The organism is Flavobacterium sp. ov086 (assembly GCF_900187965.1).
GTDB lineage: Bacteria > Bacteroidota > Bacteroidia > Flavobacteriales > Flavobacteriaceae > Flavobacterium.
The window spans coordinates 71,345-85,061 of record NZ_FZNL01000005.1; the positions used below are offsets into that span (position 1 = coordinate 71,345).

At 34.5% G+C, this 13,717-nt stretch carries 15 protein-coding genes; 8 read left to right on the forward strand and 7 right to left on the reverse strand.

Translation table 11 applies throughout. From position 1 onward, the window contains the following. Nucleotides 1-51: 51 nt before the first annotated feature. Both CHB81_RS07445 and CHB81_RS07455 read left to right on the forward strand, forming a co-directional pair. The gene (locus tag CHB81_RS07445; RefSeq protein WP_132022343.1) at nt 52-459 is read left to right on the forward strand and encodes a hypothetical protein; all 408 of its coding nucleotides are present in this window, start codon (nt 52-54) and stop codon (nt 457-459) included. Nucleotides 460-889: 430 nt separating this feature from the next. Continuing rightward, nucleotides 890-1,126 (forward strand): hypothetical protein, encoded by a 237-nt coding sequence (locus CHB81_RS07455; RefSeq protein WP_089351272.1) that lies wholly within the window; start codon nt 890-892, stop codon nt 1,124-1,126. 325 nt (nt 1,127-1,451) lie between these two features. On the opposite strand, the gene CHB81_RS07460 is transcribed toward CHB81_RS07455, so the two are convergent. From CHB81_RS07460 to CHB81_RS07480, 5 genes are all read right to left on the reverse strand, one after another. Further along, nucleotides 1,452-3,623 carry a TonB-dependent receptor gene (locus CHB81_RS07460; protein ID WP_089351273.1) on the reverse strand — a complete coding sequence of 724 codons (2,172 nt, stop codon included), beginning with the start codon at nt 3,621-3,623 and terminating at the stop codon, nt 1,452-1,454. 286 nt (nt 3,624-3,909) lie between these two features. Beyond that, nucleotides 3,910-4,317, reverse strand: coding sequence for a helix-turn-helix transcriptional regulator (locus tag CHB81_RS07465; protein ID WP_089351274.1), 408 nt, complete (start codon nt 4,315-4,317; stop codon nt 3,910-3,912). Nucleotides 4,318-4,686: 369 nt separating this feature from the next. Further along, nucleotides 4,687-5,325: a hypothetical protein gene (locus CHB81_RS07470; protein ID WP_089351275.1), complete on the reverse strand. Its 639-nt coding sequence runs from the start codon at nt 5,323-5,325 to the stop codon at nt 4,687-4,689. 577 nt (nt 5,326-5,902) lie between these two features. Beyond that, a complete protein-coding gene (locus CHB81_RS07475) occupies nt 5,903-6,805 on the reverse strand; it encodes an aldo/keto reductase (RefSeq protein WP_254921003.1) in 903 nt (300 codons plus the stop codon). Between the two features lie 90 nt (nt 6,806-6,895). Then, nucleotides 6,896-7,792, reverse strand: a complete 897-nt coding sequence (locus CHB81_RS07480) for an AraC family transcriptional regulator (protein WP_089351276.1) — start codon at nt 7,790-7,792, stop codon at nt 6,896-6,898. Nucleotides 7,793-7,799: 7 nt separating this feature from the next. On the opposite strand from CHB81_RS07480, the gene CHB81_RS27270 reads away from it, so the two are divergent. Next, entirely contained in the window at nt 7,800-8,270 is a 471-nt protein-coding gene (locus tag CHB81_RS27270) for a DDE-type integrase/transposase/recombinase (protein WP_369597373.1), read from the forward strand. Here the strand turns inward: CHB81_RS27270 and CHB81_RS07490 are convergent. Together CHB81_RS07490 and CHB81_RS07495 are read right to left on the reverse strand one after the other, a co-directional pair. After that, a complete protein-coding gene (locus CHB81_RS07490) occupies nt 8,203-8,745 on the reverse strand; it encodes a DUF6252 family protein (RefSeq protein WP_089351278.1) in 543 nt (180 codons plus the stop codon). The genes CHB81_RS27270 and CHB81_RS07490 overlap by 68 nt on opposite strands. A 471-nt stretch (nt 8,746-9,216) precedes the next feature. Continuing rightward, complete coding sequence (locus tag CHB81_RS07495) at nt 9,217-9,627, reverse strand: helix-turn-helix domain-containing protein (RefSeq protein WP_089351279.1); 411 nt, start codon at nt 9,625-9,627, stop codon at nt 9,217-9,219. 126 nt (nt 9,628-9,753) lie between these two features. On the opposite strand from CHB81_RS07495, the gene CHB81_RS07500 reads away from it, so the two are divergent. The 5 genes from CHB81_RS07500 (at nt 9,754) to CHB81_RS07520 (ending at nt 13,548) form a co-directional block, all read left to right on the forward strand. Next, a complete protein-coding gene (locus tag CHB81_RS07500; RefSeq protein ID WP_089351280.1) occupies nt 9,754-10,191 on the forward strand; it encodes a nuclear transport factor 2 family protein in 438 nt (145 codons plus the stop codon). Nucleotides 10,192-10,407: 216 nt separating this feature from the next. Further along, nucleotides 10,408-11,286, forward strand: coding sequence for an AraC family transcriptional regulator (locus tag CHB81_RS07505; RefSeq protein ID WP_089351281.1), 879 nt, complete (start codon nt 10,408-10,410; stop codon nt 11,284-11,286). Nucleotides 11,287-11,371: 85 nt separating this feature from the next. Continuing rightward, nucleotides 11,372-11,962, forward strand: coding sequence for a DapH/DapD/GlmU-related protein (locus CHB81_RS07510; protein ID WP_089351282.1), 591 nt, complete (start codon nt 11,372-11,374; stop codon nt 11,960-11,962). Nucleotides 11,963-11,979: 17 nt separating this feature from the next. Next, nucleotides 11,980-12,453, forward strand: coding sequence for a cyclophilin-like fold protein (locus CHB81_RS07515; protein ID WP_089351283.1), 474 nt, complete (start codon nt 11,980-11,982; stop codon nt 12,451-12,453). A gap of 48 nt (nt 12,454-12,501) precedes the next feature. Further along, a complete protein-coding gene (locus CHB81_RS07520) occupies nt 12,502-13,548 on the forward strand; it encodes an alpha/beta hydrolase (RefSeq protein WP_089351465.1) in 1,047 nt (348 codons plus the stop codon). Nucleotides 13,549-13,717: the final 169 nt, after the last annotated feature.

The window sequence follows — 13,717 nt, forward strand, 5'->3', positions numbered from 1 at the left end:
TTTATTTCAATATTGTTTTTTGCTAATTGCAATAAACCAAATACAGAAGTTATGAAATTAGTTGAATTATTAAAAACTGAAAAAATTATCGCAAGCTATTTTCAAGGAAATAAAATATCGGTATTATTGGATGAAGTTGACCAAAGTAATAACTATCAGAATCTATTAAAGATTGCTACAGACGAAGATTTAATTTACTTGACTGACAATGAATATCCAATTATACGTTGTATTGCATTTAAAGGGTTAAATAGCCGAAACAATACGCGAATTAGAGAAATATTATACAATCATAAAAATGATAATTCTGAAGTTGAATGTAGTAACGGTGCATGTTTAACTAATCAAATAAAAGTGAAAGAATTTATGCTTGAGCAATTAAATCCTGAAACAACTTCCAAATATAGATTTAATTTAGAAAAATTTGAGAGTATCACGAAAATGTATGAAAAGGAATAATTAGTATTAAAATGCACTACTGCTAACAGCCACTACAACGGATTTGGGCATTTGGCTTAATGGAAAGTTGGTTTTGTATTTGGGATGATTTGGCAAATCCGAATAATGGGCTTAATTTAGTCCCAAACCCGCTGTAGTACCAGAACGTTGTGTGCTAGTTTACCAGAAAATTTAGGGTTAAAAGAAAACAGATAAAATCAATAAATGGAAAATCCTTTCAATAGAATTAAAACTACAATTATATTTTTTATAGCATATTTTTTATTGGCAATACTAGTAAATATTTTGGTTCCGGGAGATATGTGTAATCCAGGCGGAGGATTTGCGATGATATTTCTGCTAGTTCCAATATCAATAATATTGATTTTATTTAGAATTGTAAAATATTACCGTGAACATTAATTGTCAAAAGGACTCATAAAAATTTAAAATGGCTACACAAATTTGTCCAAAATGTAAAACAGATAATTTTGGTTGGTATATTGACGAAGAAGAGACTCCGCGAACAATATGGTGCTGTCTAAATTGTAAATACATTGCATTTGAAAATGAAAGTGATATAAGAAAATGTCTGAAGTGTAATCAAAAAACAGAAACGAAGTTAAAAGACAAAATTGAAGAATTTTGGTGGTGTAGTAATTGCAATACAACAACAGAAATTGAATAAAAAACCAGCACACAACAGTTACTACAACCAATTTGGGCAATAGGCTTATTGGAAAGATGGTTTTGTATTTGGAATATCTGGCAAATCCGAAGAATGGACTTAATTTAGTCCCAGCTCTCCGAAGTGTTCTTTATTTATAAAATATGCTGATCGCTGCGAAGTCTCCCGACTTCGTACCCACTCCAATAATCTACAAAGAGAATCAAAAAAGAAAAATGGAACGGAATGTAGCAACGGGTACGAAGTCGGGAGACTTCGTACAGTAAGTGCGAGCACTTCGTAGAGCGGGGAATTTATATGTAAAAATGTTTTACAAATTTGAACACTAGAATGCCTGAGTAAAGCTTACAGTCAAGCGAGTACCATTTTCTTTCACATAATTCATATTATTAGACTGCCATTGTGAAATTACAGTATAATAGTCTTTATTGAATAGATTCTCAACACCAAAACGGAAAGTACTTTTTTCTCTGAAAGTATAACTAGACGAAAGATTAAATGCAGTGAAAGATTTTATTGGTCCTGTTCCATAAGTATAAGCTCCGTTAACAGGTTCAAATCTATCTCTTCCTGTTGTACTTGTCATTTGCAAAAATATTGACCAAGCTTCAAGAGGTCTGAAAACGGTATAAGCTGCTATTTTAGGCGGATTTATACGATCTCCTCCTAAATATACTTTTTTGTCTGCAAGTTCACGTTTTCCTTCAGTAAAGGAATAATTGGCTCCGATATCGACTTTTGGATGAAGACGATATTTTGCTGACAATTCAAAGCCGTAAATTTTCTCCGGTGAACGTGAAATCTGCGGATTACCATCAACATAAACATAAGAAGCTCCTAATTTTGAAGTACTGTAATAAACAGCTCCTTCATAAGTAAGTTTATCAAAAGCTCCGGAGAATCCAAATTCATAATTATTAGCCGTAACTGCTTTTATCGAAGTATTACTAACTGTGTTTTCTTTCGCAGCGCGCAAAACCAAACCTAAATCGGCAACGCTGAAACTTTGAGAAAAACTAACAAAAGGTTTAAATAAAGACCATTTTGTATAACGCAATCCCGCATTAAACATAAGTGCGCTGAAATCTAATGCTCCGCCATTAACAGCAATACCGCCGCCTACATAAGTTCCGTTTACATAATTACGAATTCCAATTGTCGTATAATCCGGCACATCGATATTTACATTTTCGAGCCTTAAGCCGGTTTTTAATACTAAGTTTGGTCCGAACATATTTTTAAGCTGAAAATATGGTGCAAGGTTTGTCATATTCATTTCAGGAATTACCACTCTGTTATCAGTAAGATGTGTATCTGTCACATCTGAAAGTATATCCAGCCCATAAGTTAAATTACCTGAAATAAGAGAACTAAACTCATATGGAGTGTTTAAATTTAAACGGAAACCAAATTTCTTACTTTGCGTTGCTGGTTGTCCATTATTTTCAAAAAAGTCGCTATAGTTAATTAGAGTAAGGTAATCCTGAAAATAAAGAGTAGCATTAAGATCTGTTTTTCCAATTAAGTTCTTTCCAATATAACTTAAACTTGCATTGTGGTTGTAAGGCGTTCCTTCCGGATCTCCAGGGCGTTGTCCTTTAACTCCTGTAGTTGGCGAATCAAAATTGCCATAAACACCGGCTTTTGCAACGTAATCCGTATGCTGAGTACTTTCGAAATAGTTATACATGAATTCCAATCGATTATTATCATTAAAGTCGTAACCAATTTTCGCAAAAGCGTTCCAATTTTTAAGATCATTCATTCCGTATTCTGGAGAAAGTACACGGCCTTTAGCATCGCGATAAAGTCCGGTCTCTTCATAGCGTCCACTTACTACATAATCTAATTTCTTTACTTTTCCTGTAAATAGTTGAGAAACAAAGAAACCAGCTGTTCCTTTAGGTTTGATAAGAGAGAAAGCTGTTCCCAGCTCTGTTGATCCGCTTATTGCCTTGTCTGTATTCGCTTTTTTAGTGATATAATTAATCAAACCACCATCTGCACCATTACCATAAATAGCAGTTGCACCTTTAATCACTTCTACACGGTCTAATACAGTAGGATCAAGAGAGCGCATGTCTTTTGCCCCGTCTCTTAAAGGTGTAGATTGCGGAATCCCATCAATCATAACCAATACACGGCGACCACGAAGAGTTTGCCCTAAATTTTGAGTTCTATTAGTTGTAAACCCTAAACCAGGTACCGTTGCACCAAGGATATCACTAAGATTAGAACTTATACTTAATTGCTGTTGTATTTGTTTTTTAGATAAAAGAGTAACAGAAGAGGGGACTTCATCTAAAATCTCTGCCTTTCTCGATGCAGAAACGACAATTTCCTGCAATTCATTATCAGCCGATGAGATGCTATCTTGGCTTTTGGCATTTACGCTTTTTTCTTTTTCGTTATTCTTGTTGGTTTTAGAAATCTGTTGTGCAGAAAGTGAACTTATGGAAAAGAACACCACTAGTAGTAAAATAGAAAAATGCTTCATTATTTATTTAGACTTGATTAAAATAAAGCAAATGTAAATATTACAATTTATTTAAACAATTAAAATTTCCTTATTTGAGGTCTGTTTTTTTAGATTTAAAAATAAGTTAATACAGCAAATAATAGTTACAATGATGGCGCTTACAGGTAAAATTTACCCGCTCTTTGAATAGTTCTTATGAAAAGTAAAGGCGAATGTCTCCTGACTTCGCAACCGTAAATAATGGTCTAAAACAAAAAAGAGACTCGAAAGTCTCTTTATAGAATTAATATATCTTTATAAATAATTATTTATTGATTAGTTTTTCAAGCCTCGCCATCATTTCATCTTTCTCTTTTAGCATACGCTCATATAACGCAATTTTTTCTTCGTGAAGTTGGATCAATTTTTCTATTGGATTAACATTAAATGTTGCACTATGACCTGTATTAAAAAAAGCTCCATTATCAAAAGTATTAGAAATAATATTTATCGCTTGCTCTTCATCGAAATTCTGAAAAGCTTCAACTGGAATTTTTAATACGGCAGAGATTTGTTTCAGCAGGTGGTCTTCAATTACATCTTTTTGCTCCAGCATAGAAATTTTCTTTTGGTTCCAGTCTTCTCCCAGATCATAAGCTAATGCTTCCTGTTTTATGTTAAGCATTTCTCTGAAACGTTTTACGTTTCTTCCCTGATGTATTTTCTGTTCCATAATGAATATCAATTTTTCTAAAGGCTCAAAGATAAAGCCATTTGGATTAAAAATCCTGAATTTCAAAGATAAAAAAATATCCCATAAAACATCCTTTTTGTCAGATATTATACCAGTTATATTTTACTACAATCGGTATTATACCCGCTTTTTTAGGCTTTTTTTGAAAACTTTGTTTTTTCTTTAGTTTAGGCTTTTCGCAGAGTTTAATATATTCGAAACTAACTTTCCAGAGCTTTATTTTGCTTTATTTTTTGTTTATGAAAATTTCTTTTGTCTGTTTGTCGTTTTTTCATTTCAACAAAATTGCGGGTTATATCAAATTTTAAGCAATAATCATTTCTTCCTGAAAAGTAGCATATACGGTTTTTAGGATTTGCTCAAATATTTTGAAAAAACAGTATTGGTAATACCAAATAAAAAACCTAAATAAAAAATAAAAGAGCCGGGAATCATGATATAGGGATGCCAAAAATACAGATACCTCCAACCATAACCATGGTTTTCATTTATATAGCTATAAACCAATATTCCTGCTGCCAAAGCAATCAATAGTAATAGCCCAATCACAGTAAGCACTATGGTTTTTGCATTCGATTTCACTACATGTCCGTCTATATCAATGTATGGAGGTTTCGGTTCTCTGTTCGGCACAATCCCAGTGGTATTGCCCACTTCAAAGCGGCGTTGATGTGGTTTTAAGTCCATAAACTCAAACTCTTCCAAAACGGTTCCTTTTCTTTTTTTACCAGGCTCGAGCAATCGAATAAAGCCATTTTTTTTTGAAAGAGGATTAATTAAAAATAGCTTGATGTAATAAATAAATACGATAAACCAAAGTGCCGTGCCCACGCCAAGTAAAACAAATGCTTCGCTGGCAGATGTGTGAATCATCTCATAATCGTTTTTATGATGATCTCCTGCATAATGGAGAATGAGTGGCAGTCCAATAGCAAAAAATAACAAATAGAGTATCCAAAATATAATAAAGCCTTTCCAAAATTTCATATCATCAGGTTTTTCATAGATTAAAATAACGCTTCACTTTACTTTGTTAAAGATAAGTAATATTTTATTCTGACATTACCTCGTGGGTTTACTCCATGATTATTTATTATTATGAAATTTGGCTACTACATAAATTATGGTATGATAACCGGAGCCATAAACATTGATTTGTGAGGTTTGGCGGCTTACGGTTCTTTACATACAACATGCCCAAATTTAGACCACAGATTTGTCAATTTAGGGATGAAAATATTTTGACCTTTACAGCCCAGTATTGTAAAAAGTAAAATGATGGCTGATAGAATTTTATTATTTTTCATTTTCATATAATTTTATATTTTTATCATTCTGCTTCAATTTTACAGATGCATTTCCGTTCATTGAGATTTTTATTACAGTACATCTAGAGAACCATAAAAAAAATACAAGCCTCCAAAATCAAATGACTTTGGAGGCTTGTTTATCAGAACCTTGTTATTTTAATGATTGACCATTTTCATAGCATCTTCACTGTATCGATCTCCTATGATAGGATATTGCTTAAGGAGTCTGTCAATTGTCATTAGATCCTCGTTTGTTATGTTGACATCAACTGCCATTGCATTCTCTTGCAGGTATTTTCTTTTTTGGTTCCGGGTATTGGGATAATATCATTACCCTGAGCCAATACCCACGCAAGAGCTAGCTGTGCCGGCGTGCATTCTTTATTCATCGCCATAGCTGCAAACTCACGCACTAGAATATTGTTATTATTTATATTCTCCTGTTGGTAGCGCGGTAAGGTTTTTCTAAAATCATTATCGGCAAAAGTGTCGATATTAAGGACATTAGTAACCAAACCTCGTGCTAAGGGAGAATAGGGCACCAGTGAGATTCCAAGTTCACGGGTAGTTTGTAATATCTCTGTTTCAACATCTCTGGTTAGTAACGAATACTCACTTTGCAGAGCAGCAATTGGATGTACAGCGTGCGCCTTGCGAATCGAGGCTGGCGAGGCCTCACTCAGGCCAAGATAACGTACTTTTCCTTCTTTTACCAAATCTGACATTGCTCCAACAGTTTCCTCAATTGGAATATTTGGATCAACACGATGTACATAATAAAGATCAATAGTGTCTGTTTTTAGACGTTTTAGGCTGTTTTCAACTGCAACTTTCATCCAGGCAGGCGAACCATCAAAGTAGGTGCTGGCTGCACTGCTGGGACCTGCAATACCATCTTTAAAACGGAATCCGAATTTCGTTGCGATAAATATCTTATCGCGGTTGGGTACCAATACCTTTGATATAAGTTCTTCATTGGCACCATTGGCGTACATATCGGCTGTATCCCAAAAGTTGATCCCCAGGTCAAGGGCTTTTTCCAGCGTGGCTAAACTTTCTTGATCATCTGTAGGTCCGTAAGCAAAGCTCATACCCATACATCCCAAGCCAAGTGCAGATAGACGTTCGTCAGTTTTTCCAAGTTTTCTGTATTTCATTTTTTATCTAATTTTGTTTCAACAAATTTAGATTAGCAAACTCAGCAGAATTTATAATGATCAAACTGATAGTTATAATATTCAAACAGACTACCTCAGCTGGGAGGGTGTCAGACCTGTATGCTTTTTAAAAAAAAGAGTAAAATAAGAAGGATATTCAAAGCCAAGGCTGTAAGCAATATCGGCTATGTTCCAGTTAGTATGTTGTAATAATGCCTTTGCTTCTTTTATAATGCGCGCTGTGACATGCTCAGTTGTAGTCTTGCCGCTTACTTGTTTTACCGCACGATTAAGGTGATTGATGTGAACCGATAAAGCAGCCGCATAATCTGCAGGGGTTTTCAGTTTGAGCACAAGAGCGGGCGAATCAATTGGAAACTGTCTTTCGAGCAATTCCAAAAATAAAGTACAAACCCTTGATGAGGCATTAGTGTAGGTATGAAAATTGGTTGCAGGATTATTTTTCATGGCCTCATGTATTATCAGGTGCAGATAGCTGCGCAATACATCGTACTTATGTGGATAAGTGGAGAGCATTTCTGCCTGCATCTTCATATAGAGAGACGAAAGTTCCTTCAATTGAATAGCATCGGGAAAGAATATCGGGTTGCAGCCAATTTTGAATAAAGGCGAATCCTGTAAGCTGCCCAGTCGCTCGCTATGCTGAATGAAATCTTCGGTAAACAAACAATACCAACCTGACTGCTGCTCAGACTCTGCTTCCCAGGAATAAGGTACTACAGGATTAGAGAAAAGTAGTGCTGGCTGGTCGATTTGTATCCATTTATCAGCGTAATAAATTTTACCCTTGCCAATAATTAGGGAAACTTTATAAAAATCCCGGCGGCTGTAAGGACTTACCACCGAGCAGCTATCTCTGCTGAAGATATTAATGTGTCCGATGCCTGCATTATTAAGTGGTACACGTGCTGGTGCATGGCTAGGAAGTCGTTTGTAAAAATCGCTAACGCTTTCGGCTTGTTTCATAGTGTAAATTTATAAAAATAAAACGGACCTCAGCTGCGAATATTTTTATAGCGCTTCTAAAATAATGCTGAATAAACCAGGCAATACGGTAGATTTTCTTTTGACCAGAAAAAGACCGAGAATGAGTGCACAGTCATTTCTAATTAAAGCAATTAGTAATAACTACTGGCCGAGAGTAATTAATATTGATAAAAGTGGTTCTAATTTGACAGCTATCAAAGTATATAATAAGCGTTCGTTTTCAAAGATTAAATTCCGGCAATGTAAATATCTCAACAATAATGTAGAGCTGGATCATCGTTTTATCAAATGGCGTATACAAAACAGATTAGGGTTTAAAAATTTTGAATCAGCTAGACGAATATTGAGTGGAATTGAAGTTGTGTATATGTTGAGAATTAAATTAGTGATTAATAGCTCCAGTCAAAACGACCTTCTTTTATTTCTACTTTTTCTCCTTTTGAATTCACGGCATTGAACCAGAAGGTACCCGAGATGATGGATTTTGACAAATCCAGATGGGTGATTTTGAGCTCTCCGGTTTGGATAGTATTGGTGTAAAAGCTGTTATTGAAATCAGGTTCGTAGATTCCAGCAGCGCCAATAAAATCCGGCTCTGTAGTAAATGTTTTATCAAGTTTATAGACAGCGCCCTCGGTAATATCAATTTTAGTGGTCTGCAGTGCTACGAGTTCACCTTTTGAATTGCTGTAATCAGCAAAATTCAAACTAAAATAATGCTGCCCTTGTTCAATCTGATAAAAACAATTCACCCCGGTATTACCACTTTTTCCATGGGGCAGAAAAACTTTTCCGTTGACCAGGCAACCCACTGTGTTGGCACCTGTATGGGTCTGGGCAGGTAGTTTGTCTTTATCATTTAAAATAGACCCGTCTTTATCGCAGGAGTATAATACGACTAAAATGGCAAAAAAAGATAATAATCTTCTCATAAAATTTGGTTTTGGTAAAGTTGTTATAATTTTATAAATATAGGATAAATTTTACGTTACAAAACCTTTAGATTAGCTGTTTTTTTTTCAATAATCAGCAAAAAAAAACTATTAAGACATTAAATAGTTTGTCGATATGAAAGCTGAGCTGAAATTTCGTCAACGTTCAGAAGTGGTTCTGTGGCATTTGGGAATAACTTTTATCTTTATAAATTTAAACTCATTCAAAATGAATACTAAAGCGAACATTGAGTGGAATTGAAGTTGTGCATATGCAGAGAAAGAATCAAATGGTTAGACCAGGATTGACTATGTTTAAATCATTTTGTAAATTAGCAGTTTAATTTTTGAATTCCTTAAATATTCGTATTTGATTCTGACAGATGCGGCAGAAGCGTAGATTCTAGAACCGATAAGTTTACAGAAAGATTCACAAACAGAGGTTTTGTAGTATTATCTTTTTCCGGAAATCTAACTTGATTTTTTATCCTTTTTCAATTTTCCGGAAGACTGTTCTGTTTTAATTTTTTCGCGATGCTGCATGCCCCATTTTGTCATTGCTCCCACAACTTCCTCTAGTGTATGACTGTAGGGTAGAAGTTCATATTTTATGCTTACCGGATAGCCATTTTCTACTTTTTTGATGATAAAACCATTCATTTCCAGTTCTTTTAATTCGCTGGAAAGAACTCGTGCAGAGATTCCTGTAACCTGCCTTTGAATTTCGGTAAATCGTTTGTTTCCTCTTGCCATCGCGATGATAATCATCAGTTTCCATTTACCGCCAATAACATATAATGCGTCTGAAACAGCCATTAAAACTTTATGGCATTCTTCCGTAAATGCTTTGTTATCTGTTTGGTTTTCTTGCGCTTCACCCATAACTATGTTGTTTGTTACTTACTAACCTTTAGGTAATGACTAATAAATTGTAAGCAAATATAATATAATTTTGGTTTGTAATAATTACAGAAAATAATTTTTCAAATTTAATTAAACAACAAAATTATGACGCTAGAAATTTTAAAAACAAAAGAAGATTTAAGAAACTTGATTGATGATTATGCTTATTTAAGTGATGACAAAAAAATCGCTGACGTGATGAATCTATTCACACTGGATGTTACGTATAAAGTTTATATGGGTGGTGCTCTGGTGGCCGATGTTTCGGGAAGAGAAAATATGGAAAAAGATTTCAACCATCATGCTTCTCTGGTAAAAACCTATTTTACATTAAATGGGCAGCATACTGTAAAAATCGACAGCGAAACCGCTACGGGAGTTTCTTTTACTCAAATCAAAATGATCAGAGACATTGAAGGAAAAGATATTTTGACTGATTACAGTGTAAAATACGATGACAGCTATGTGTTTCAAAATGGAAAATGGTTTATCAAAGACCGTGTGGCTCATTTTCTAATTATTGAAGCAAGACCTGTTTCTTAATATTATTAAAAAACTTTGTGACCTATTTTGGTTGCAAGGTTTTTTTTGATTATTCCAAATTATAGTTGATACTCTCTATTTTATTTTAATCACAACCTTTCTAAAAAGTTCTGGATATGATGATAGAATTCGGATAAAAGAACACAGGGAAAGTATTTTGGGTAAAATTTAAGATTACAGGGTTTTAAACAAGTTTGAATTTCTTAACTTTATAAAATGAAAGAGAAGATAATAAGAGAAGTTTCCAAGTTTAACAATGAACTGAAACTGCAGGGGTTTAAAGCATTCCAGATAGAAGATGATGGCGCCGAAACCAGAACTTACAGCAGAAAGGAGTTTTATAAAATCTGTCTGACAACAGGTAAAAGCAAAATTCATTATTCTGATAAAACTTATGAACAGGAAGGTACGATTCTCTTTTTTGGAAATCCGCACATTCCATATTCATGGGAAACAATTTCAACAACTTATATTGGTTACACTATTTTATTTTCAGAAGAGTTTTTTAAAAACTCCGAACGTTCTGAAAGCCTGCAGCAATCGTCCTTTTTTAAAATTGGCGGAACACCTGTTTTGAAAATCACAGAAGAGCAAAGAGTTTTTCTCAATACTATTTTTCATAAAATGATTACGGAACAGGAAAGTGATTATGTTTTTAAAGATGAGCTGATTCGCAATTACATCAGTCTCATTATACATGAATCTTTAAAGATGGAACCTTCAGAAAATTTCGAACAAAATAAGAATGCATCTTCCAGATTGTCATCGGTATTTTTGGAATTACTGGAAAGACAATTTCCAATTGAAAGTACTTCCAGTCCACTTCAATTAAGAACAGCCCAACATTATGCCCAGCATTTGAATGTGCATGTCAATTACCTGAATCGAGCTGTAAAAGAAGTTACAGGAAAATCTACAACTACTCATATTACGGAGCGAATCATCACAGAAGCCAAAGCGCTATTGCTCCATACTGATTGGAGTGTTTCTGAAATTGGTTATGCACTTGGGTTTGATTATCCTACCTACTTCAATAATTTCTTCAAAAAAAATACCGGCACCAACCCCACAGCATTTCGCTTAGCAGAAGTTTGAATTTCTTAATCTTTGGTTTGATAATCGTTACTACCTTGCTTAAAGGCAGTCTTACCTTTGTATCTGATTATTTAATTCAAATATTATGTCAGATTCAAATCCTATTTTCGATGCCACACCATTTCAAAAAGATATTTTCGAAAGGCTTTTGACGGGTGAAACCATACTTCCTAACGATTCGCAAATAGGCAGATTGAGAGAAGAGGCATTCGCTGTGAAAGCATTACTGACTCAGATGAACAATGCTGTAAATCCTGAAGAAATTACACAGATACTAAGCAGGATTTTAGATAAAGAACTTCAGGATGTTGCCGTATTTACTCCTATTTACATCAATTGTGGAAAACACATTACAATTGGTAAAAACGTATTTATCAATTTTGACTGCACCTTTTTGGCATTGGGCGGAATTACCATTGAAGACGACGTTTTAATTGGTCCGAAAGTCAGTCTCATTACCGAAAATCATCCATTAAATCCTGAGGAAAGAAAAGGACTAACAGGTAAACCAATTCTCATCAAAAAAAATGCATGGATTGGTGCCAATGCTACAATTTTGCCTGGCGTAACAATTGGAGAAAATGCAGTTGTCGCGGCAGGAGCAGTAGTCTCTAAAGATGTTCCTGACAATACCATCGTTGGTGGAGTTCCTGCAAAATTCATTAAAAATGTTTAACCTTAAAAGAGATAATTATGAAACTGAAATCTTTAGTAACAGTTATCGCTATTCTTTTCGCTTTTTCTTTTTGCAATGCAAGTTGTAGTAATGACAATGAAAAAGCACCAAGAGAAAATAATGAGAATAATAATACTTCAACAACTAAAATGAAAATTACAATTGGTACAGCAGTTTTTACAGCAACATTGTATAACAACCCAAGTGCAGCTGCATTGAAAGCAATGCTCCCGCTTACCATAAATATGACCGAACTGAATGGCAATGAAAAGTATTATGATTTTCCTGGTCCGTTTCCAACAAATGGTTCAGCTGGAGGAGATATCAAAGAAGGCGATTTAACGCTTTACAGGAACAATGTGCTTGTACTTTTTTATAAAAGTTTCAACACTTCCTATAGCTATACAAAACTCGGATATATTGACAATCCTGCAGGACTTGCTGCTGCATTGGGTGCCGGAAATGTAGTTGCGAAATTTGAAAACAATTAAAATCAAATTATTATGAAGAATATAAGTTTAAAAATAATTCAAAAGAAAATGAAAAAAACATTCGCAGTCGCAATATTATTCCTGATAACAGGGCAAATATTTGCACAAAAAGTACAATCAAATTTAGAAAAAATGAATACATCAAAAGAACATTATACATTCCAACTTAGTGACAAAGTAATACGTCAAAAAGTGAGCTTCAAAAATCGTTACGGCATTACATTAAGTGGCGATTTATACCTTCCGAAAAATGCAGGAAACGAAAAATTGTCTGCATTAGCAATCAGTGGACCATTTGGAGCTGTGAAACAACAATCATCTGGATTATATGCCAACCAAATGGCAGAACGTGGTTTTGTAGCATTAGCTTTTGATCCCTCTTATACAGGAGAAAGCGCAGGAGAACCACGAAATCTAGCTTCTCCGGAAATCAATACAGAAGATTTTAGCGCTGCGGTTGATTTTTTGGGATTACAAAAAAAGGTGGATAGAAATAAAATTGGCATCATCGGAATTTGTGGTTTTGGCGGTTTTGCTTTAAATGCAACTGCTATTGATAAACGAGTAAAAGCCGTTGCAGTGACAAGTTTGTATGATATGACCAGAGTAATGTCAAAAGGATATAATGATTCAGTAACTCCGGAACAAAGAACCAAAACATTGGAAGCTTTGGGTGAGCAGCGTTGGAAAGATGCCGAAAACGGAAAACCGGCAGATGGTCCAAGAAATTTACCGGAAAAATTGAAAGGCGATGAACCGCAGTTTGTAAAAGAATATTTTGATTATTACAGAACACAGCGTGGTTTTCAAGTTAATTCTGTGAACTCAAATGGAGCTTGGCTGGTAACCAATCCGATATCTTTTATGAATATGCCAATATTAGCTTATGTAAAAGAAATTTCGCCAAGACCAATGCTTTTAATCGCAGGAGAAAATGCGCACTCAAGATATTTTAGCGAAGACATTTTTAAAGTAGCAAATGAACCAAAAGAATTAATAATTATTCCAAATGCAGTTCACGTAGATCTGTATGACAAAGTAGATATTATTCCTTTCGATAAGTTAAAACGTTTCTTTAATGATAATTTGAAATAATACATCGGATGGTGATTTGACACAAAGTCAAATAGGGAGCTTAAAGCAAATTAACAACCTCCAAAGTTATTTGATTTTGGAGGTTGTTTGTGTTCGGAAAAACTTTATAGAACATATAAACCGCTTTCTATTTTGATGTATATAGAGATAAAATCGCAAGAAAGGCCAT

Excerpts from the sequence above, each read along its gene's own strand:
- CHB81_RS07520 (WP_089351465.1), top strand. The coding sequence starts at position 12,502 with ATGAAAAAAACATTCGCAGTCGCAATATTATTCCTGATAACAGGGCAA.
- CHB81_RS07510 (WP_089351282.1), top strand. The coding sequence starts at position 11,372 with ATGTCAGATTCAAATCCTATTTTCGATGCCACACCATTTCAAAAAGAT.
- CHB81_RS07465 (WP_089351274.1), bottom strand. The coding sequence starts at position 4,317 with ATGGAACAGAAAATACATCAGGGAAGAAACGTAAAACGTTTCAGAGAA.
- CHB81_RS07490 (WP_089351278.1), bottom strand. The coding sequence starts at position 8,745 with ATGAGAAGATTATTATCTTTTTTTGCCATTTTAGTCGTATTATACTCC.
- CHB81_RS07495 (WP_089351279.1), bottom strand. The coding sequence starts at position 9,627 with ATGGGTGAAGCGCAAGAAAACCAAACAGATAACAAAGCATTTACGGAA.
- CHB81_RS07460 (WP_089351273.1), bottom strand. The coding sequence starts at position 3,623 with ATGAAGCATTTTTCTATTTTACTACTAGTGGTGTTCTTTTCCATAAGT.
- CHB81_RS07505 (WP_089351281.1), top strand. The coding sequence starts at position 10,408 with ATGAAAGAGAAGATAATAAGAGAAGTTTCCAAGTTTAACAATGAACTG.
- CHB81_RS07515 (WP_089351283.1), top strand. The coding sequence starts at position 11,980 with ATGAAACTGAAATCTTTAGTAACAGTTATCGCTATTCTTTTCGCTTTT.
- CHB81_RS07455 (WP_089351272.1), top strand. The coding sequence starts at position 890 with ATGGCTACACAAATTTGTCCAAAATGTAAAACAGATAATTTTGGTTGG.
- CHB81_RS07470 (WP_089351275.1), bottom strand. The coding sequence starts at position 5,325 with ATGAAATTTTGGAAAGGCTTTATTATATTTTGGATACTCTATTTGTTA.
- CHB81_RS07500 (WP_089351280.1), top strand. The coding sequence starts at position 9,754 with ATGACGCTAGAAATTTTAAAAACAAAAGAAGATTTAAGAAACTTGATT.
- CHB81_RS07445 (WP_132022343.1), top strand. The coding sequence starts at position 52 with ATGAAATTAGTTGAATTATTAAAAACTGAAAAAATTATCGCAAGCTAT.
- CHB81_RS07475 (WP_254921003.1), bottom strand. The coding sequence starts at position 6,805 with ATGAAATACAGAAAACTTGGAAAAACTGACGAACGTCTATCTGCACTT.
- CHB81_RS07480 (WP_089351276.1), bottom strand. The coding sequence starts at position 7,792 with ATGAAACAAGCCGAAAGCGTTAGCGATTTTTACAAACGACTTCCTAGC.